General features: G+C 56.2%; 21 protein-coding genes. 18 read left to right on the top strand and 3 right to left on the bottom strand.

Going from position 1 to position 20,282, the window contains the following annotated elements:
• Positions 1–31 precede the first annotated feature (31 nt).
• From msrB to rluF, 4 genes are all read left to right on the top strand, one after another.
• On the top strand, positions 32–529 hold the full coding sequence (gene msrB, locus AC2A1E_RS03060) for a peptide-methionine (R)-S-oxide reductase MsrB (protein WP_484382503.1): 498 nt from the start codon (positions 32–34) through the stop codon (positions 527–529).
• 20 nt (positions 530–549) lie between these two features.
• Positions 550–1,272 (top strand): peptide-methionine (S)-S-oxide reductase MsrA, encoded by a 723-nt coding sequence (msrA, locus tag AC2A1E_RS03055; protein ID WP_484382502.1) that lies wholly within the window; start codon positions 550–552, stop codon positions 1,270–1,272.
• 206 nt (positions 1,273–1,478) lie between these two features.
• Positions 1,479–2,399, top strand: a complete 921-nt coding sequence (gene speB / locus AC2A1E_RS03050; protein WP_484382501.1) for an agmatinase — start codon at positions 1,479–1,481, stop codon at positions 2,397–2,399.
• 55 nt (positions 2,400–2,454) lie between these two features.
• Entirely contained in the window at positions 2,455–3,324 is an 870-nt protein-coding gene (gene rluF, locus AC2A1E_RS03045; protein WP_484382500.1) for a 23S rRNA pseudouridine(2604) synthase RluF, read from the top strand.
• Positions 3,325–3,385: 61 nt separating this feature from the next.
• Here rluF and AC2A1E_RS03040 read toward each other — a convergent pair whose 3' ends face one another.
• Both AC2A1E_RS03040 and AC2A1E_RS03035 read right to left on the bottom strand, forming a co-directional pair.
• Positions 3,386–4,669 (bottom strand): MFS transporter, encoded by a 1,284-nt coding sequence (locus tag AC2A1E_RS03040; protein ID WP_484382499.1) that lies wholly within the window; start codon positions 4,667–4,669, stop codon positions 3,386–3,388.
• A gap of 10 nt (positions 4,670–4,679) precedes the next feature.
• Positions 4,680–5,864 (bottom strand): M20 aminoacylase family protein, encoded by a 1,185-nt coding sequence (locus AC2A1E_RS03035; RefSeq protein ID WP_484382498.1) that lies wholly within the window; start codon positions 5,862–5,864, stop codon positions 4,680–4,682.
• A 300-nt stretch (positions 5,865–6,164) separates the two neighbouring features.
• Between AC2A1E_RS03035 and AC2A1E_RS03030 the strand changes: the two genes are divergently transcribed.
• The 14 genes from AC2A1E_RS03030 (at position 6,165) to AC2A1E_RS02965 (ending at position 19,114) form a co-directional block, all read left to right on the top strand.
• The gene (locus tag AC2A1E_RS03030; protein WP_459399839.1) at positions 6,165–6,482 is read left to right on the top strand and encodes a non-heme iron oxygenase ferredoxin subunit; all 318 of its coding nucleotides are present in this window, start codon (positions 6,165–6,167) and stop codon (positions 6,480–6,482) included.
• 2 nt (positions 6,483–6,484) lie between these two features.
• Positions 6,485–6,793, top strand: coding sequence for a recombinase-like helix-turn-helix domain-containing protein (locus AC2A1E_RS03025; RefSeq protein WP_484382497.1), 309 nt, complete (start codon positions 6,485–6,487; stop codon positions 6,791–6,793).
• 19 nt (positions 6,794–6,812) lie between these two features.
• The gene (locus AC2A1E_RS03020; RefSeq protein WP_473190109.1) at positions 6,813–7,856 is read left to right on the top strand and encodes a Rieske 2Fe-2S domain-containing protein; all 1,044 of its coding nucleotides are present in this window, start codon (positions 6,813–6,815) and stop codon (positions 7,854–7,856) included.
• A complete protein-coding gene (locus AC2A1E_RS03015) occupies positions 7,853–8,608 on the top strand; it encodes an SDR family oxidoreductase (RefSeq protein ID WP_484382496.1) in 756 nt (251 codons plus the stop codon). Before AC2A1E_RS03020 ends, AC2A1E_RS03015 begins: the two co-directional genes overlap by 4 nt.
• Positions 8,609–8,639: 31 nt before the next feature.
• Positions 8,640–9,434, top strand: coding sequence for an IclR family transcriptional regulator (locus tag AC2A1E_RS03010; RefSeq protein ID WP_484382495.1), 795 nt, complete (start codon positions 8,640–8,642; stop codon positions 9,432–9,434).
• 118 nt (positions 9,435–9,552) lie between these two features.
• Positions 9,553–10,494 carry a VOC family protein gene (locus AC2A1E_RS03005; RefSeq protein WP_484382494.1) on the top strand — a complete coding sequence of 314 codons (942 nt, stop codon included), beginning with the start codon at positions 9,553–9,555 and terminating at the stop codon, positions 10,492–10,494.
• Positions 10,491–11,702, top strand: coding sequence for an NAD(P)/FAD-dependent oxidoreductase (locus AC2A1E_RS03000; RefSeq protein ID WP_484382493.1), 1,212 nt, complete (start codon positions 10,491–10,493; stop codon positions 11,700–11,702). Before AC2A1E_RS03005 ends, AC2A1E_RS03000 begins: the two co-directional genes overlap by 4 nt.
• Before the next feature lie 23 nt (positions 11,703–11,725).
• Positions 11,726–12,988 (top strand): MFS transporter, encoded by a 1,263-nt coding sequence (locus AC2A1E_RS02995; protein ID WP_484382492.1) that lies wholly within the window; start codon positions 11,726–11,728, stop codon positions 12,986–12,988.
• Positions 12,989–13,006: 18 nt separating this feature from the next.
• Positions 13,007–13,531: a cupin domain-containing protein gene (locus AC2A1E_RS02990; protein WP_484382491.1), complete on the top strand. Its 525-nt coding sequence runs from the start codon at positions 13,007–13,009 to the stop codon at positions 13,529–13,531.
• Complete coding sequence (locus AC2A1E_RS02985; RefSeq protein ID WP_484382490.1) at positions 13,531–14,349, top strand: alpha/beta fold hydrolase; 819 nt, start codon at positions 13,531–13,533, stop codon at positions 14,347–14,349. Before AC2A1E_RS02990 ends, AC2A1E_RS02985 begins: the two co-directional genes overlap by 1 nt.
• Positions 14,346–15,140, top strand: a complete 795-nt coding sequence (locus AC2A1E_RS02980) for an SDR family oxidoreductase (RefSeq protein WP_484382489.1) — start codon at positions 14,346–14,348, stop codon at positions 15,138–15,140. The genes AC2A1E_RS02985 and AC2A1E_RS02980 overlap by 4 nt, the downstream gene beginning before the upstream one ends.
• 14 nt (positions 15,141–15,154) lie before the next feature.
• On the top strand, positions 15,155–15,949 hold the full coding sequence (locus AC2A1E_RS02975; protein WP_484382488.1) for an aspartate dehydrogenase: 795 nt from the start codon (positions 15,155–15,157) through the stop codon (positions 15,947–15,949).
• A gap of 16 nt (positions 15,950–15,965) precedes the next feature.
• Positions 15,966–17,435 carry an aldehyde dehydrogenase gene (locus AC2A1E_RS02970; protein WP_484382487.1) on the top strand — a complete coding sequence of 490 codons (1,470 nt, stop codon included), beginning with the start codon at positions 15,966–15,968 and terminating at the stop codon, positions 17,433–17,435.
• Positions 17,436–17,476: 41 nt separating this feature from the next.
• Positions 17,477–19,114 (top strand): thiamine pyrophosphate-binding protein, encoded by a 1,638-nt coding sequence (locus AC2A1E_RS02965; RefSeq protein WP_484382486.1) that lies wholly within the window; start codon positions 17,477–17,479, stop codon positions 19,112–19,114.
• A gap of 174 nt (positions 19,115–19,288) precedes the next feature.
• Here AC2A1E_RS02965 and loiP read toward each other — a convergent pair whose 3' ends face one another.
• Positions 19,289–20,041: a metalloprotease LoiP gene (loiP, locus tag AC2A1E_RS02960; protein ID WP_484382485.1), complete on the bottom strand. Its 753-nt coding sequence runs from the start codon at positions 20,039–20,041 to the stop codon at positions 19,289–19,291.
• Between the last annotated feature and the right edge of the window lie 241 nt (positions 20,042–20,282).

The raw sequence follows: 20,282 nt of genomic DNA, 5'->3' as shown, positions 1-20,282 counted from the left end.
TCATCATCGGTTATTCACTGAGGTAACGACGATGATCAACAGACGGCACTTTATTTTGGGTGGTGGTGCGCTATCTGCCGCTTTCGCAGTGGGGTTGTTGCCCACGTTTTTGTCACGGGCCGCCAGCAAAGAACAGTTTGAAATCAGCTACAGCGATGAGCAATGGCAGCAGCGGTTGAGCCCGGCGCAGTACGAAGTGTTGCGTGAGGAGGGCACAGAGCCGCCTTACAGCAGCCCGCTCAATGACGAACACCGCAACGGGATATTCTCCTGTGCAGGCTGCAATCTGCCACTTTTCTCTTCCCAGACCAAATTTGACAGCCACACCGGTTGGCCGAGTTTCTATCAGCCGCTTGACCATGCCGTGGCCACGCGTCAGGACGGCTCATTCGGCATGATCCGTGACGAAGTCCACTGCCGGCGCTGCGGTGGCCATTTGGGGCATGTGTTCGACGATGGGCCGCCGCCAACCGGGTTGCGCTACTGCATGAACGGTTTAGCGATGGTGTTCACGCCGCAATCGGCATAGCCAGATAAGTGAGGAATAAGATGAAAAGTGGAAACAGATTGGTTTTATTGCTGCGTTCTTACGGAGTCTGGGGAGCGTTGCTGCTGGCGATGATGCTGGGTTTTCAGAGTCTGGCGGGGGCGTTTGACGGCCCTGAAACCGCAGTGGCAGTTCCCGCACCGCTCAAGGATGAAGCACCGGCCACGTCACACAGTGAAACCGCGATCTTTGCCGGTGGCTGTTTCTGGGGTGTGCAGGGCGTCTTTCAGCATGTTAAAGGCGTGACCAACGCGGTGTCGGGCTATGCCGGTGGCACGGCACAAACCGCCAATTACGATACCGTTAGCGGGGGCAATACCGGGCATGCGGAATCGGTGCAGGTCACCTTCGATCCTACGCAGGTTTCTTATGGCCAACTGCTGCAAATCTATTTTTCGGTGGCTCACAACCCGACCGAGCTTAACCGCCAAGGGCCGGACAGCGGCACGCAATATCGCTCCGCTATTTTCCCCCTGACCGAGTCACAACGGCAGGTGGCCGAAGCCTATATTGCGCAGTTGGATGCCAGCCATAGCTTTACCAAGCCTTTGGCAACCCGCATTGAAAACAATGGACATTTTTACCCTGCCGAGGCTTACCACCAGAATTTTTTAAACGACAATCCTGATTACCCCTATATCGTGATCAACGATCTGCCGAAGGTAAAACAGCTCCAGCAACTTTTCCCACAACAATATCGCCAGGATCCGGTGCTGGTTAACTGAATCTGGGGGCGTTTCTTCTATACTTGGTGGCGACGAGTGTCTTGAAGCGCAAGCGAAATGCGGCGATAATCCGCTCCTATCGGCAGTACTGATACAGACATTGAATCAATCCCTTTCTCGTCGGGCTAACGACGCGGGAGGGATTTTTTTTTGCTACCGCCTGAGCGATTGATTGCGGGCGAACCGTTGAAATATGAGGATTTACTATGAGCACCTTAGGCCATCAGCCCGATAATTCTTTAGTGTCCAACGCCTTTGGTTTCCTACGCTTTCCGCTGAACTTTATGCCTTACAGCAGCGATGCAGAGTGGGTCATCACCGGTATTCCATTCGATATGGCCACCTCTGGTCGCGCCGGTGGCCGTCATGGCCCGGCGGCAATCCGCCAGGTATCAACCAATCTGGCCTGGGAAGGTGCACGTTGGCCGTGGGGTTTTGAGCTGCGCGATCACCTGAACGTCGTCGATTGTGGTGACATCGTGTTCAATTTTGGCGATGCGCAGGATATGAGCGACAAATTGCAGGCGCACGCAGAAAAACTGCTGCAAGCCGGTAAGCGCATGCTCTCTTTCGGCGGTGACCACTTCGTCACGCTGCCGCTGCTGCGCGCACATGCCAAGCACTTTGGCAAAATGGCGCTGGTACATTTTGATGCTCACACCGACACCTATGCTAACGGCAGCAAGTTTGACCATGGCACCATGTTCTTCCATGCACCGAACGAAGGCCTGATCGACCCGCATCGTTCGGTGCAGATTGGTATTCGTACCGAGTTCGATCGCGACAACGGTTTTACCGTACTGGATGCGGCGCAGGTTAACGATCGCGGCGTGGACGATCTGCTGACTCAGATCAAACAGATCGTCGGTGATATGCCGGTGTACCTGACCTTCGATATCGACTGCCTGGATCCGGCCTTTGCGCCAGGCACCGGCACCCCGGTGATCGGCGGCCTGACTTCCGATCGTGCGTTGAAGCTGGTGCGCGGCATGCAATCATTGAACATTGTCGGGATGGACGTGGTAGAAGTGGCACCTGCCTACGATCAGTCGGAGATTACCGCACTGGCCGCCGCCACGCTGGGCCTGGAAATGCTGTATCTGCAAGCGGCTAAAAAGCAGGGGTAATGCCCGGCACCATGGAGCCGGCAGCTGTTTGCCGTGAAAATAATATGGAGGAACCGTGCTGACTAAACCATCTACACGCCTGAATAAATATATCAGCGAGAGCGGTATCTGTTCGCGCCGCGAGGCCGATCGTTACATCGAGCAAGGCAATGTTTTTATCAATGGCAAGCGGGTCGGGCTGGGCGATCGGGTGTTTGCTGGCGACGTCGTCAAGGTTAATGGTCAACTGATTGAGCCGCGTAACGAAGACAACCTGATCTTTATTGCGCTCAACAAACCGGTTGGCATCGTCAGCACCACCGAAGACGGCGAGAAAGACAATATTGTCGATTTCGTCAACCACAGCACCCGCATTTTCCCCATCGGGCGGTTGGATAAAGACTCTCAAGGGCTGATCTTCCTCACCAACCACGGCGATCTGGTGAACAAGATCCTGCGGGCGGGCAACGACCATGAGAAAGAGTATCTGGTCACGGTCAACAAACCGGTGACCGATGACTTTATTCGTGGTTTGGGTGCCGGTGTACCTATGCTGGGAACGGTGACCAAAAAGTGCAAGGTGAAGAAAGAAGCGCCGTTTGTGTTTCGTATCGTACTGGTGCAGGGGCTTAACCGTCAGATCCGCCGCATGTGTGAGCATTTTGGCTATGAGGTCACCAAGCTGGAACGCACGCGCATCATGAACGTTGGCCTGGCCGGGCTCCCGTTGGGGGAATGGCGTGATTTAACCGACGATGAGTTGGTCGATCTGTTTAAATTGATTGAAGGCTCTTCCTCAGAGGCTAAACCGGCGAAGAAAGCCAAACCTGCACCAGCGGTAAAAAAACCGGCGGGCAGTGGGCCGAAAAGCGCCGAGAAACCAAGCAGTAACACGGCTGCGCGCAAGCGTTTTGCCCAGCCTGGGCGCAAAAAGAAAGGGCGCTGATCTGAATTAAGGCGCGGATTGCAATGGGCGAAGGGGCTGCCCGTTGCGATTCCGCGCTGTATTAATTTAACCGCTCTTTACTGGTTTCTTTAATAAAAGTGAAGGCCAATAGCGATAGGCTGCAACCGACAATGACATAAAAGGCCGGTGCTGCCGCATTACCGGTGATTTTGATCAGATAGGTAGCAATAGAGAGTGAAAAACCACCGAAAATACCCACTGCGACACTGTAAACCAGAGATAGCCCGGTGGTTCTGACATGGCGCGGGTATATTTCAGGCAAAATGGTAATAGAAGGCGAAGCACCAATAATATTAATTGTGCTCAGCACGATCATAATGGCAAACATAAGATGCACGCTGGGGTAACTGCTTAACAGATAAAAGGCTGGGTAAATTAATAGGATAAGGACGATCCTGGAACCGGCAATCAGCGGGCGTCTGCCGATCTTATCAGACCACATTCCCGCCAGCGGGCCACCAATCAGCGTGATTAATCCGCCGATGGCACCGATCAGCATGCTATAGCCGGTATCCAGCTTTAAAATACTGATGGCATAGTTGGGGAGATAAAACATAATAATCATATGAGGGATGGTTCCCCCAATGGTTAATAAAATACCGGATAAGGTTTCTTTATAATAAGTAGTGATGACTTCAATTAACGGGATTTTAGCGGCTTTCTCTTCCGTAGCCTGCAATGTGTGGGTGGCGGTTTCCTCCAATTTGGAACGGATATACAAACCGATAGGCGCAATAATCACCCCAAACAGGAAGGGAATACGCCAACCCCAGTCTTGAACGCTCTCTGCGGGCATCACGTTGACCAGGATCACCAGCGTCATGGCGGCAAACAGGTTACCGGCACCCTGGCTGGACACCTGCCAGCCACCATAGAAGCCACGATTGTGGGGTTTGGCATACTCCACTAATAACGTGGTAGATGCGCCTAATTCACCACCAGCAGAAAAACCTTGTACCAATCTGGCCAGCGTAATAATGATCGGGGCAGCAATACCAATACTTTGATAAGAGGGGGTGATACCAATCACCATGGTACTGAGGCCCATCAGTAAGAAAGTGAGCGTCATGGCGGGCTTACGCCCTTTTTTATCCGCATAGTGGCCAATTACCAGCGCGCCGATCGGCCTGGCGAGATAGCCCATGCCAAAGATCATGAACGAGGTCATCAGGCTGACTAACGGATCTGACGCGGGGAAATAGGCTTTGGCGATGTAAGTGGCGAAAAAGGCGTACAGCACCAGATCAAAAAACTCCAGTCCATTCCCTAATGTGGTGGCTAAAATTGCTTTTGCCGGTGAAATCTTTTTCTTGGCACTGTCCATAGTCTGTCCTTTATTTTAGAAACGCCTGGGTTAACGCACTCCAATAAGCAATGCCACGAGTAATAATCGCATCATTAAAATCATATCCAGGGTTGTGTACCATACAGCTCTTTTCGCCCGCACCATTTCCCAATAATAAATAACTGCCTGGCCGCTGTTGCAGCATAAAGGCAAAATCTTCGCTGCCCATTAATGGCTCCGGGATATCGATAACTTGATCGCCGTGCTGTTCGCCCAACATATCCACTGCCACTTGTTTGGCAAACTGCGTCATTTCAGGGTTATTGACTAATACCGGATAGGAGCGAACATAATCAATGCTGACGGTGGCGCCAAAGGCTGCGGCCTGAGCGTTGACCAGCGTTTTAATCCGCTCTTCCAGCAGATCCCTTATTGCTGGGTTCAGCGCGCGCACGCTGAGTTTTAATACCGCCGAATCGGCGATCACATTATTGGCAATGCCGCCTTGAAATGAACCGACCGTAATCACCCCTGATTCTTGCGCACTCAAATTACGTGCAACGATGGTCTGTAATGCCATAACGATGCTGGAACCGACTACCACGGCATCGATGGTGCCTTTGGGCATGGCACCATGCCCGCCTTTGCCATGGATCCTGATGGTGACATTATCGCTGGATGCCATAAATGCCCCTTCGCCGAACACAAACTGCCCTTCAGGGAATCCCGGCATGTTATGCATGGCAAAGATGGCATCGCAGGGGAATTGTTCAAATAAGCCATCATCCATCATCTTTTGTGCGCCTGCCAAGCCTTCCTCTGCGGGCTGAAAAATGACATTTAACGTGCCATTGAAGGAGGGATGATCGGCCAGATAATGTGCTGCACCGAGTAACATGGCGGTATGGCCATCATGTCCACAGGCGTGCATGATGCCGTGGTGCACGCTGCAATAAGGTAAACCGGTATTCTCGACAATCGGTAGCGCGTCCATGTCGGCCCGAATGCCGATCGCACGTTGGCTGTCTCCCTTTTTCAACGTGCCGACAACGCCAGTGACACCCAGCCCGCGCGTGACCTGATACCCCCAGGCTGCCAGTTTTTCTGCCACCAGATCGGCGGTTTGCTGTTCCTCATAGCCTAACTCAGGGTGTTGGTGAATATGCCGACGAAGAGCTTGGCTTTCTGCGGCATACTCTTTGAAGGTATCTAGGTTTATTGCATTAAATATCATACGGATAGCCTCTGGATACTGGATCAAAATGGGACTTCCAAGTCTCCTGTGCAGCAACGCTTTGGCTGCATGTGAAGTTTATGGAGTTTATCAATCTGCTCTGAATTGAATATATATTTCTCACTTTTCATTTCAGCACTTACTTTCGTGATCCACTCCGCATTTGCAACTTTTAAACAACTATTCATTAACATTTCCCCCATTGCTGACTTGACGAGAAATTCACCAGACTTATATTGAATGTATTAAATAAGAAACTTAGTTTCATATATGAAACAATCAGATAGGAGACAAGAAGCGATGAGCTGGAAGAACGTGTGTGAAGTGTCTCAGGTGAAAGAGGATTTTCCTTTCTCCGCCAATGTGGAAGGAAAAGAGGTCGGTGTGTATTTGATCGACGGTCAATATTACGCGCTGGAAGACGTTTGCCCGCACGCCTATGCCTTGCTCAGCCAGGGATTTGTTGACGACGGTAAGGTGGAGTGCCCGCTGCACGAAGCCTTGTTCGATGTGCGCACCGGCCAATGCCTGCGCGAACCGGGTGGCCGCGACCTGCAAATCTATCCAACCCGGGTGATCGACAACCAAATCCAAATCACCTTTATTGCGGAGGAATAAGCATGCAGCACATTACCGATATCAATCCTTGGCTGCCGGACACTCAGCAGGTGGCTCCGGCGCGTGAGGGCGGCAATGGTCAGATCCATCAACCAGGTCAATACCAGAACGTTATCTGGCAAACCCGTGCGCGAGTTCCGGACGGTTTTGAAACCGCGTTGGTGGCAGCGTTGGAAGAGATCTTCGATCAGGGGGCGGAAGAGCTGGATCAGATCGTCAGCGCGTTGAATCAGCGCCGCCTGTTTGATCGCAGCGGCCAGCCTTGGAATGAAGCCGCGTTCCGCGAATTCCTTCACGTTAACGGTTTCTGAGCCGCACAGGGAGAAGACCATGACCGCAAATACAGCATCCTCCACACAGACATTGCAGAACTATCTTGATCAGGGATTACGCGGCATCTGGTATCCGGTGTTAGCCAGTTGGGAAGTGGGCAACAACCCGGTGGGGATCACCCGTCTTGAGCAGCAGATCGTATTGTGGCGTGATAAAGATGGTGCCATCCATGCGCTGGAAGACCGCTGCCCGCACCGTGGCGCGCGCCTTTCAATGGGTTGGAACCTGGGCGATCGCATTGCCTGCTGGTATCACGGCGTTGAAGTGGGCGGTGATGGTGAGGTAAAAGACGTTCCGGCAGTGGATCGCTGCCCGCTGGTGGGGCAAAAGTGCCTGCGTTCGTACCCGGCCAAAGAAGCCTACGGTGCCGTGTTCCTGTACTTCGGCATTACCGCCGACGAAGAACCTGCCGAACTGACCTTCCCGAAAGAACTGGCGGACGAAGCCAGCTACAGCAACTTCCTGTGTACCGCCAGTTGGGACTGTAACTATCAATATGCATTAGAAAACGTGATGGACCCGATGCACGGCACCTATTTGCACTCCTCATCGCACTCGATGGCGGAAGGGGATCGCAAGGCCGATATGGCATTGGAACCTACCGACAGCGGTTTTATCTTTAAAAAGAACGGCCAGATCGGCGTGAACTTTGACTGGGTTGAATTTGGCAGCAGCGGTGCCTACTGGATGCGCCTGTCGATCCCGTACAAAAAACGCTTTGGACCAGGCGGCCACTTCTGGATCATCGGCATGGTGGTGCCAGAAGATAAAGATCATTGCCGCGTGTTCTTCTGGCGTATTCGTCAGGTGAAAGACTGGCAGCGCGATATGTGGCGCTTTATGTACCGCAACCGTTTGGAGCAACTGCACTGGGACGTACTGGAGCAGGATCGCATCGTGCTGGAGAACATGGCACCGAACGCGCGCGGTCAGGAATACCTCTATCAGCATGACGTTGGTCTTTCTCGTCTGCGCCGCATGATGCAGAAAGAAGCACAGAAACAGCTGGCGATCCTCAATGAGTTGGAGGCAGCACAGTGAGTGGCTTGCTGGCGGGCAAACGCGTGGTAGTGACCGGCGCGGCGCGCGGCCTGGGGCGCAGCTTTGCGACGGCGATCGCCCAGGCGGGTGGCCGCGTGGTGATGTGCGATATTCTGGCGCAAGAGTTGCAGGACAGCGCCGCCAGCCTGCGTGAGCAGGGGGCGCAGGTGGAAGCGCAGGTGATCGATTTGGCGTCGCCGCAGTCGATCACCGAGGCGTTCAGTGCTATTGCCAAAGGTGGCGCGATCGACGGGCTGGTAAATAATGCGGCACTGGCGACCGGGGTCGGTGGCAAAACCATGATGGAATACGACATCGACCTGTGGGACAAAGTAATGCAGGTCAATGTGCGGGGTACCTGGTTGGTGAGCCAGGCGGCGGTGCCGTTGTTGGCACAAACGCCGCACGCCAAGATCGTCAATGTTGCTTCGGATACCGCTCTGTGGGGGGCCCCAAGGCTGATGGCCTATGTGGCGAGCAAAGGGGCGATCATTTCGATGACCCGCTCCATGGCGCGTGAACTGGGGCCGCAGGGGATCTGCGTCAACGCCATTGCACCGGGCCTGACGCGGGTTGAAGCCACCGAATATGTGCCTGCCGAACGCCACCAGCTGTATGAACAAGGACGGGCGCTGGCAGGGGCGCAGCACCCTGACGACGTGAACGGCAGCGTGCTGTATCTGCTGTCGCCGCTGGCGAACTTCGTGACGGGCCAGCTATTGCCGGTCAACGGCGGTTTCGTGTTTAACTGATTGCCCGACCGATAGGTTAAAGGAGCACCACATGGCAGAAGATCAAGAGTGTAAATATCTGATCCCAGGTCTGGATCGCGGCTTACAACTGCTGCTGGCATTCAGTGAGCAACACAAGGAAATGACCTTTGCAGAATTACATCGCCTGGTCGATATGCCGAAGGCGACAGCCTACCGCGTGGTGCAAACGCTGGAGCATCTGGGATTTTTGGAGCGCAACCCGCGTACCAACACCTTCGGGCTGGGGATCAAGGTGTTGCGACTAGGTTTTGAATATATCGCTTCGCTGGATGTCGCCCAGGCGGGCCAGCCGGTGATCGAACAACTGCGCGATCGCAGCCAATGCAGCAGCCACTTGGCGATCCGCGATGGGTGCGATGTGATCTACATCGCCCGCGTCAGCGCCGCCGGTTCACAGATCAATCAGGTCAGCGTCGGCACCCGTTTACCGGTACACCGTACTTCTCTTGGCCGCATGCTGCTGACCAGCACCAGCCGCGAAGAGTTCGAACGGCTGTTCCCCGATGAAACATTGCCGGATGCGGCACTGGGTACTCCGGCCAACCGCGAAGCGCTGTGGCAGATGGTGCAGCAGGATAAGGCGCGCGGCTACGTGATCGGCGAATCTTTCTTCCGTCACGGTATTTCTTCGATCGTCTATCCGATCTTTAACCGCGAACAGCGGGTAGAAGCGGTGGTCAGCATCATGGTGCCGTCCGACGAGATCCCCAAAGCGGATCGCGAACGGTTGCGCATGGAAGTACGAGACGCGGCGGAGAAAATCTCCGGATTTTTAGGCGCAACGCCGCAGGCGAAAGTCGGCTAGGCATCTCCGCCAGCCAGACTGAATTTTTGACTCAGGCAGGGATAAGACTCATAGCAATCATGGGTTAGGGTTTGATCATGCCTGAAAAACGCATTCAGCGAAAACGTGAGGCACAATAATGAGCATAACCGGAATCGAAAAGCTGGAATTTGGCGTTGAAGATCTGCCAACGTGCGAAAAATTTATGCAGGACTTTGGTTTGCAATCTACATGTCAACACTGGGGGGAACCAAGCCGCGAGTTCACCACCTTGAGCGGTGCAAGCGTGGTGCTGCATCCACAAAATAGCGAGGTTTTACCGGCCGCATTTGAAGCCGGTTCCACCCTGCGCCGTATGACCTGGGGTGTCGATAGCCCGGCAGCGCTGGCGGCGTTACAACCACGGCTGGCCAAGATGCCGGGTTTCCGCCAGGTTGGGGAAGAGCTGGAATGCCGCGATCCAAACGGCATGACGCTGCGTTTTGGCGTCACAGCCCTGCGTGAGGTTGAACTGCCAGTTACCCCGATCAACCAGTGGGGCGATGTGCGCCGCATCGATCAAGCCAGCCCGGTGTATGCCAAGGCTGAGCCGATCAATATTGGGCACGTGGTGTTCTTCGTCGAAGATCTGGAAGCCACCGAAAGCTTTTACTGCGAACAACTCGGTTTTCAGGTGTCGGATCGCTATATCGATCGCGCGGTTTTCCTGCGAACTCAGGTACGCGGCGGGCATCACAACCTGTTCCTGCTGAAGTTGCCTAACCGCCCGCGCGGCCTGAACCATGTGGCCTTTACCGTGCGTGATATTCACGAGGTGATCGGCGGTGGCATTGCGATGAACAAAGAAAACTGGAGCACCTTTATCGGCCCCGGCCGCCACCCGATCTCCTCAGCCTATTTTTGGTACGTCAACAGCCCGACCGGCGGCGCGTTTGAGTACTACACCAATGACGACTACCTGACGGAAAACTGGCAGCCGCGTGAGTTGGAACATTCGCTGGTGTCGTTTACCGAATGGGCGGTAGAAGGCGGCATCGATCACGACACGCGCCGCCAGCATAAGAAAACGGGGGCCGCATGAGCCAACCAATCCAGGCGGGCATTGTCATTATCGGCGGTGGTCAGGCCGGAGGTTGGGCTGCCAAGACGCTGCGCGATCGCGGTTACGGCGGCAAGCTGACGGTGGTGAGTGATGAAGCCTATGACTTTTACGAACGCCCGCCGCTGTCTAAAGCGGCATTGCTGGATAGTAATGCGCCGCTCAGCCGCCTGTTCAGCGCCGAGGTAGTTGCCGGGCTGAATATCGACTGGCACCGCCCGTTACGTGCCGAGGCGATAGACAGCCAGCAGCAGATCGTCACGCTCAGCAATGGTAGCCAACTGCAGTTTGATCAACTGCTGATCGCCACCGGCGGGCGGCCGCGCTTGCCGGATGCCAGTTGGGCTAATCACCCGCAGGTAATGACGTTACGTTCCTGGGACGACGCAACGCGGCTGCGCCAAGGGTTACAGCAGTGCAAAAAGCTGGCGATTGTCGGCGGCGGTTGGATTGGCCTGGAGATCGCCGCATCGGCACGCAAACTGGGTGCTGAAGTCACGGTGTTTGAGCGCCAGCCTGCGTTGTGTATGCGCAGCGTCGGTGCCGAAGTTTCGCAAGCGTTGCTGGAATTGCATCAGCAGCACGGCGTCACGGTGCTCTGCGGCTGCGGTGATATCCGGCTTGAAGATCGTCAGGGCACGCCTTGGAGCGGCAGCGATATCAGTGAAGCACAGCCGTTTGATCTGGTGGTGGTGGGGATTGGCGTTGAGCTGAACCTGGAACTGGCGCACAGCGCCGGGTTGCGGGTTGAGGCGGGCATTGTGGTGGATGGGCAGGGGCGCACCAGCCATCCGGCGATTTTTGCTGCCGGCGACGTCGCGCGCCACCCCAAGCTCGGCCTGTGCCTGCAATCCTGGGCTTATGCCCAAAATCAGGCCATCAGCACCGCCTGCGCGATGCTGGATGCTTTTGCCGCGCCTTACGATGACGTTGCCTGGCTGTGGTCGGATCAATACGACGCCAATATCCAGATCCTCGGCGTTCCGGCCGGTGGTGTGTATCAGGTGGTGCGCCGCACACCGCAATCGCAGGTATTTTTCACCCTGAATGCCGATCGGCAACTGGTACAGATGGTGGCGTTTAACGATGCGCGCACCATCAAGCTGGGTAAACGCTGGCTGGCCAGCGGCCGGGTACTGGATCCGCAGCAACTGGCGGACGTGGAGTTTTCTCTGATGGCGTTGAAATAACGTCCGACTGAAGGGAGCGTTTTATGACTACGCAAGATATTGACGCCCACAGCAGCAGGGCGCGGGATGCTGTTGCCGAAAATCAGCCCACCAGTGTGCGCTGGTCGGTGCCGATTGCCCTGTTTGCCTGCGTCTTGTTGGCGTTTTTCGACAAGATCAGCATTGCAGCGCTGTTTTCTGATAGTGGATTCCAAGAGGCAATGGGCATCGGTTTTGATCCCACCCGGCTGGGGTTATTGATGAGCGCCTTTCTATTCTCCTACGGCTTCTCTTCCATGCTGTTGAGCGGCATTGGCGATCGGCTGAACCCGGTCAACGTGCTGATTGGCATGATGGTGATGTGGGGCATACTGATGGTGCTGATGGGGATGGCACGTTCTTATCACACCATGATGACCCTGCGCATTCTGCTCGGCATCGCCGAAGGCCCGCTGATAGCGATAGCTTACGCCATCGTCCGCCATGCTTTCCCGCAGCGCTTGCAGGCGCGCGCCACCATGATGTGGCTGCTGGGAACGCCGATCGGTGCGGCACTGGGATTCCCGGTTACGCTGTTTATCCTTAGCCGTTTTGACTGGCAAACCACCTTCTTCTTTATGGCATTTTTGACCTTGCCGGTGATGCTGCTAGTGATGTTTGGTTTGCGCCACCTGAACGTAGCTCGCCCGGCGAAAAGCACCGTCACGCAACCGGCGGCGGCCGAGCGCAAACAGCTGCGCCGTGAACTGTTCCGCACTCCGCATTTTTGGATGATCTGCCTGTTTAACATCGCGTTTCTGACCTACCTGTGGGGCATGAACGGTTGGCTGCCCAGCTACCTGATCAAGGGTAAAGGTATTCATCTGGAACATGCCGGTTATCTGTCATCGCTGCCGTTTATCGCCATGCTGCTGGGCGAAGTGGTGGGAGCCTGGCTTTCGGACAAACTGGATCGCCGTGCGTTAGCCTGCTTTATCTCACTGTGCGGGGCCGGGCTTGGGCTGGGTGTCGTGTTGCATCTGGAAGGAACGTACAGCGTGATCGCCGCGATGTCTTTCAGCACCTTTATGTGGGGGGCCGGTGCGCCGAATATCTTCGCCCTGTTAGCGAAGGCCACCAGCAGCCGGGTGAGCGCCACCGCAGGCGGTGTTTTTAACGGATTGGGTAATTTTGCCGGTGCCTTGGCACCGGTGCTGATGGGGGCGCTGATCGCTGCCACTGGCAACATGGATAACGGCCTGCTGTTCCTGGTGGTGACGGCCTTGGTTGGCAGCACCATTCTGCTGCCGTTGCTGAAAAAATACTGATAGCGAAGGAGAAACAACATGTCCCAGGTTGATAATAAAACTGGCATCAAGCCGCAGGATCTGTCGATGGCGCAGTGGGTGGAATCCCGTATCGCCCGGTTTGAAGGCCGCAAATATGACTGGAATGCGCTGAAGTTCCAGGCTGATTACGATCCGAAATACCGCCGTGCGCAGATGCGCTATATCGGCACCGGTGCTACCGGCGTAGTCAGCGACACCAACACGGTTCCAGCGGAGCATTTTACCTTCTCCACCATGGTGCTGCCGTCCAAATGTGAAGGGCCACTGCACCTGCATGACGACGTAGAAGAAGTGTTTTTTATGCTCAAAGGCAGCATCACGCTGATGATTCAGGATGGTGAAGAATATTACGAAACCAAACTGAAAGAGCGGGATCTGATCTCCGTACCAGCAGGGATTTACCGTGGCCTGTTTAATCACGGTGAAGAAGAGGCGCTGATGTGCGTGATGCTCGGCACCTCCAAGCCGGAAACCCCGACCTACCCGGCGGATCATCCACTGTCAAAGGTGAAACGTTACTGATGAGCAGATTACCGGAACGCCAGCAGGAGGATTGTAGTGGCTTTTGGCTGGGTTGGCGCGAAGCCGGGCACGGCCGGGCAGTGGTACTGCTGCATGGTATCAGTTCCGGTTCCGCATCCTGGGTGAAGCAGCTTAGCGATGCTGCCTTGACCGGCGGTCACCGCCTGATCGCCTGGGATGCACCAGGCTATGGCGGCAGTGCGGCGTTGCCACTGGCTGAGCCAAAGGCCGCCGACTATGCCAACGCGCTGGCGGCGTTGATCGCCGAGCTGGAGTTGGAGCAGCCGCTGATTGTCGGGCATTCGCTCGGGGCATTGATCGGCAGTGCCTATGCGGCGGCCTATCCAACGGGATTAAGTGGATTAGTGCTGGCGGATCCGGCACAGGGTTATGCCACTGCACCAGTAGAAAAACGCCAGCAGGTGTATAGCCAGCGCAAACAGATGATCGAAACGCTAGGCCCACAGGGTTACGGTGAACAGCGTGCGGCGGCGTTGCTGCGTAGCGGTGCCGATCCGCAGGATATCGCCTGGGTGCGCAGTGGTATGCAGCAGCTTAATCCGGCGGGTTTTATCAGCGCTGCCTGGATGCTGGCGAATGATGATATCAGCCACTGCCTACGGCATTACCACGGCCCGTTGCAGGTGTGGTGCGGGCGTGACGATCGCATCACGCCACCGCAGGGGGCTGAGGCGCTGGCGCAACAGCAGGATGCCCAGTTTCGCCTGATTGACGATGCAGGGCATGCCAGCTATCTCGATGCGCCGGTGCAATTCAACCGTTATGTGCAGGATTTTACGGGGGTGATCCAACCATGAATTTTCAGATTGAACAGCGCGTCGCGGTGGTGACCGGCGGTTCCTCAGGGATCGGTTTTGAAACCCTGCGCCTACTGCTGACGGAAGGGGCGAAGGTGGCATTTTGTGGCCGCAACCCGGACAAACTGGCCAGCGCCGAAGCCAGCCTGCGTGAAGAGTTCCCGCAGGCGGAGATCCTGGCGCTGCGTTGCGATGTACTGGACGCAGAGCAGGTGGCACAGTTTGCCAAGCAGGTCAGCCAGCATTTCGGTGCTGTGGATATGCTGATCAATAACGCCGGGCAAGGGTTTGTCGCTCATTTTGACCAAACTCCGCGTGACGCCTGGCTGCACGAAGCAGAGTTGAAACTGTTTGGCGTGATCAACCCGGTGCAGGCTTTTTTACCCGCGCTGGAACGTTCGGATATCGCTTCCATCACCTGTGTTAACTCGCTGTTGGCGTTGCAACCGGAGGAGCACATGATCGCCACCTCTGCCGCTCGTGCCGCGCTGCTCAACATGACGCTGACGCTGTCGAAAGAGCTGGTGGGCAAGGGCATTCGCGTTAATTCCATCCTGCTTGGCATGGTGGAATCCGGCCAATGGCGGCGGCGTTTTGCCGAGCGTGAGGATAAAGCACAAAGCTGGGAGCAGTGGACGGCGGCGATCGCGGCGCGGCGCGGTATCCCTCTGGGGCGCTTGGGCAAACCGCAGGAACCGGCGCGGGCCTTGCTGTTTCTGGCTTCGCCGATGGCATCATTTACCACTGGCGCAGCGCTGGATGTTTCCGGCGGCTTCAGCCGCCATCTGTAATCAGGGCCGAAAAAATGAAAAAGATCATGATGATTGGCTACGGCGCGATGGCAAAAGAGGTGCTGGCGCGCCTGCCGGAAGGTGTCGAAGCCGCTTGGATTGTCGCCCGTGAAAAACACCATGCCGATATCCAAACAGCCTTTGCCGGGCGGGTACAAGCGCTGACGCACCCTGAACAGTGCAACGAACAGCCGGATTTGGTGCTGGAGTGCGCCAGCCAGCAGGCGGTAGCTGAGTTTGGTGAAGCGATCGTCAAGCGCGGCTGGCGATTGGCGGTGATTTCTACCGGTGCGCTGGCGGATGCGGCGCTGCAACTGCGGTTGAAACAGGCTTGTGTGCGCTTTCATGGGCGATTGATTGTGCTGTCTGGCGCGGTGGCGGGCATGGACGGGCTGGCTTCGGCGCGGGAAGGTGGGCTGGAAAGCGTCACCTATCAGTCCAGCAAAAGCCCGGCCAGCTGGCGCGGCAGCATGGCGGAGAAACTGATCGATCTGAGTGCCGTCAGCGAAGCGCGGGTGTTCTTTGAGGGGTCGGCGCGTGAAGCGGCGCAACTGTTCCCGGCTAACGCTAATGTGGCGGCCACCATTGCCTTACACGGTATAGGAATGGATGCCACGCGGGTGCGTTTGCAGGTGGATCCTCATACCCAGCGCAATACTCATCGCCTACAGGTGTGCGGCCAGTTTGGTGAATTCCAGATTGAGCTGTGCGGTAACCCGCTGGCGAGTAACCCGAAAACCTCCACGCTGGCAGCGCTGAGCGCGGTACAAGCCTGTCGCTGTCTGGTGGATGGCGGTTTCATGGCCTGAATGGCAGGAGTCATAAATGGAAACGTTAAAGATTTTTCTTGCTGGCCGCTGGTGTGAAGGGCGCGGCGAAGCGATGAGTTCAGTTTTTCCGGCCGATGGCAGCATTAACGCCCGTTTGCGCGCAGCCAACGTCGAAGATGTTAATGAGGCGGTAGACGCCGCTGAACGCGCCTGGCGCGATCCGGCGTGGCGTGGGTTGGTGCCGCATCAGCGCGCGGCGATTTTGCACCGCGTCAGCGATTTGATTACCGCACAGGTGGAAGAATTGGCGCAGCTGCAAACCCGCGACAACGGCAAGCCGCTGGCGGAAACCCGCGGTCTGGTGATGAGCGCCGCCGCTACCGCCCGCTATTTTGCTGCGGCCTGTGAAGTGTTGGAAGGGGAGTTACCGACCCAGCGCAACCGCGACGTGATGACGTTGAGCCAGTATCAACCACTGGGGGTGATTGCGGCGATCACGCCGTGGAACTCGCCGATCGCCAGTGAAATGCAGAAAGTGGCACCGGCACTGGCGGCAGGTAATGCGGTGATCCTCAAACCGGCGGAAGCCACGCCGCTTATGGCGCTGAAGCTGGCTGAACTGTTTGAACAGGCGGGATTACCTGCCGGGTTGCTCAGCGTGCTGCCGGGCAAAGGTTCGGTGATTGGTGAGGCGTTGGCGCGCCATCCGTTGGTGAAAAAGATCTCCTTTACCGGCGGCACCAGCACCGGCCGCCATTTGGCGCATATTGCCGCAGAAAAACTGATCCCGACTTCGCTGGAACTGGGCGGCAAGTCACCCACCATCGTGCTGGACGATGCCGATCTGGAACAGGCGGCGCGCGGCATCTGTTACGGTATTTTCAGCTCTGCCGGGCAGGCCTGCATTGCCGGTTCGCGGCTGTTTGTCCACCGTTCGTTGTATCAACCGCTGCTGGCCCGCTTATGTGAGCTGACCGCCGGATTACGTATCGGCAATCCGTTTGAACCAGGGGTGCACCTGGGGCCATTGATTAACGAAAAGCACCGGCAGAGCGTGGCGGACTATGTCGCGCTAGCCCAGCAGGAAGGGGGCCGAGTGGTGATTGGCGGTGAAGCGCCAGCCGATCCGCAGTTGGCGCAGGGCAGTTATTACCTGCCGACCATTATCGAAGGGTTGAGCAACAGCGCGCGTACCTGCCAGGAGGAGATCTTCGGCCCGGTGCTGGTGGCGCTGCCGTTTGACGATGAGCAGCAGTTGATCGAGCAGGCCAACGACTCGGTCTATGGTTTGGCTGCTGGCATCTGGACGCGCGATTTTACCCGCGCCATGGCGCTGGCCGAGCAGTTGGAAACCGGCACCGTGTGGATCAACACCTACAAGACATTCTCGATTTCTACGCCGTTCGGCGGGTTTAAACAAAGTGGTCTGGGGCGTGAAAAAGGCCTGCATGGCATTCAGGCCTATATGCAGCAGAAGAGCCTGTATTTGGCCCTTAGCAATCAGGCTAACCGCTGGAGCGATTAACTCGCGATCCCTACGACATAAGACAATTAAGAAGGCAGATAATGAGCGAAAAAATAACGGTTGGTGAGGCGATAGCCCGAACTCTGGAACAGTACGAGGTGGCCGCGATGTACGGCATTATCTCGATTCACAATCTGCCGATTGCCGATGCCATTGGGCAACGCGGAGCGATCCGCTTTGTGCCCGCGCGCGGCGAGGCTGGCGCGGTGACGATGGCCGATGCCCATGGGCGTTTCTCCGGCTTGGGCGTGGCGTTGACCAGCACCGGCGCCGGAGCGGGCAACGCGGTGGGGGCGATGATCGAAGCGCTGAATGCCAATACGCCACTGCTGCATATTACCGGTCAGGTGGAAAAGGCTTATTTGGATGCCGACGCCGGGTTTATCCATGAAACCAAAGATCAACTGGGCTTCCTGCGTGCCTGTTCGAAGCAGGCTTACCGGGTGAACTCCCCAGAGCAGGCGGTAGCGGTGATCCAGCGGGCGATTCAGGAAGCGCAAACCGTGCCCTGTGGCCCGGTAGCGGTAGAGATCCCGATCGATATTCAGAACAGCCTGGTGCCAGCCAACCTGGTAGGTAAAGCGATACGGCCGCCAGCGTTACCGGCGGCGGATGAGGCGGCGGTTGAACGCCTTTACCAGCAGTTGAAACAGGCCAAACGCCCACTGCTGTGGGTTGGCGGTGGCGCACTGGCTTGCCGTGATGCGGTGAAACGCTTGGCGGATGCCGGAGTGGTGGTGATGTCCAGCACCCACGGGCGCGGTATTTTGCCAGACAGCCACCCGCGTAGCCTGCGCGCCTTCCACAACTCGCCGAGCGTTGAAGCGATCCTCAAGCAGTGCGATCTGACGCTGGTGGCTGGTTCCCGTCTGCGCAGTAACGAAACCCGTACTTGGACGCTGCCATTGCCGCGCCCGCTGGTGCAGATTGATATCGATCCGGCAGCGGCCAACCGTAACTATCTGGCGGATGAGCAGGTTAATGGCGACTGTGGCGCATTGCTCGGTGCGCTAGCAGCCCGCTTGGCTCCCGGCGAGAAGGCCAATGCGGCATGGGATGCCGAGATTGCTCAGGCGGTGCAGCAGGCCGAAGCGGCGTTACGTCAGCAATCGGGTGAATATGCCAAACTGAACGATGCAATTGCTGCTGCACTGCCCGCAGATGGCCTGCTGGTGCGCGATATCACCGTTTCTGGCAGCGTGTGGGGCAGCCGCCTGTTCCGGGCGATCTCTCCGCTGTGCAATATCCACTCTTTGGCTGGGGCGATCGGCATGGGGCTGCCGATGGCGATCGGCACCGCGATTGCCAACCCGCAGCGCAAAGTGGTCGGACTGGTGGGGGACGGCGGCTTGGCGCTGGGATTGGGCGAACTGGCGACCATGGCGCAGGAGCAGGCCAACATCACGCTGCTGATCATGAACGACGGTGGTTATGGCGTGATGCGCGGCATTCAGGACAAGTATTTCGCCGGGCGTCAGTATTACAACGAATTGCATACTCCGGCATTTTGCCAGGTAGCAGAAGCGATGGGGCTGAAAGCCTGGAAAGTCAGTGATGCTGCGCAATTCAACGGTGTGCTGGCGGAGGCGATTAACTATCCGGGGCCGTCGGTGGTGGAAGTGGACATGAAAAGCGTCGGGCCGCTGACGTTCGCTGGGCCACCGCAGAAGCTGTATTGATTGCTTGATTGGGGGATAAATATCGTCTTGTCGGTTATCCGGTAAGCGATTTATCCTCTCACCCTGGCCATCTATCTTCGGGAGTGGATGCGGTGTTTTGGTTAGATGCAGAAGTTAATTTGTAGCACGCTTAGTCCCCTCTCCCTGTGGGAGAGGGTTAGGGTGAGGGGGGAATTATTTCCCCGCTGTGATACGCTCACGGATATGCTGCGCGCGCGCTTCTGAAGGCGGGTGGCCGTCAAACATGCTGCTTTTACGGCTACCTTCCATCTGTGACAGTTTCTCGAAACTGGTCACCAATCCGTTCGGATTGATACCGCGCTTCTTCAGCAGATCAAACGAATAATCATCGGCATCGCTTTCCTGTTTCTGTGAGAACTGAGCGTTGACCAGTTTTTCGCCCAGATCGGCCAACTGCGACTCAGACAGTGAACCTACAATGCCGCCCGCCGAAGAGGCGGCGGTGCGCAGTGCCACGGTGCCGTAAGCCACCTGCATTGCCTTACGGGTATGGCCCAACGCCACGTGGCCGATTTCGTGGCCCAGCACGCCTTCGACTTCGTTGTCGTTCATCATGTCCATCAGACCGCTGTATACGCGGATACAACCGTTGGCCATCGCCCAGGCGTTCACGTCTTTTGTCAGGTAAACCTTGTAGTTCGCAGAGGTACCGTCGATATTATCACCCAGTGCGGCTGCGATCTTGTTCAGGCGTTGTGTATAGGTGCTGCCTGCTGGCGCGATTTGCGCCTGGCTGTCCATCTCGGCGCAGGATTTATCACTCAGCGCTTTGACATCGTCATTACTCAGTGTGGCAGCCTGGAAGGCTTGCGCCCCAGATTGCATCAGAGTATTGGTGTTCAGGTTCTGGCAACCGCTCAACAGAGTGGTAATACTTAATGCAATCAAAGAAGTACGGATCTTCATATAAGCTATCTTCCCGTGATAGTAAATAAAATAAGTAGTGGTTTGTGCCCTGTTTGTTGACGTCATTTCTGTCGCACGAGCCTATTGTACGTCAAGTGTGGCGAAAATAGTGTTATTCCGAAAAACTGACCGAACATGCTAATAAGTTGTGAACTCGCTCTCATTTGGCATTAGGGATTGCCGTTTTAATGCTGAGTCTGAGAAAATAGAAAACTAGACTGCTTTTTTAATCCGACCTGGA

The organism is Serratia sp. HNCC26DJ206 (assembly GCF_057180605.1).
This window is presented reverse-complemented; position numbering and strand designations above follow the sequence as displayed.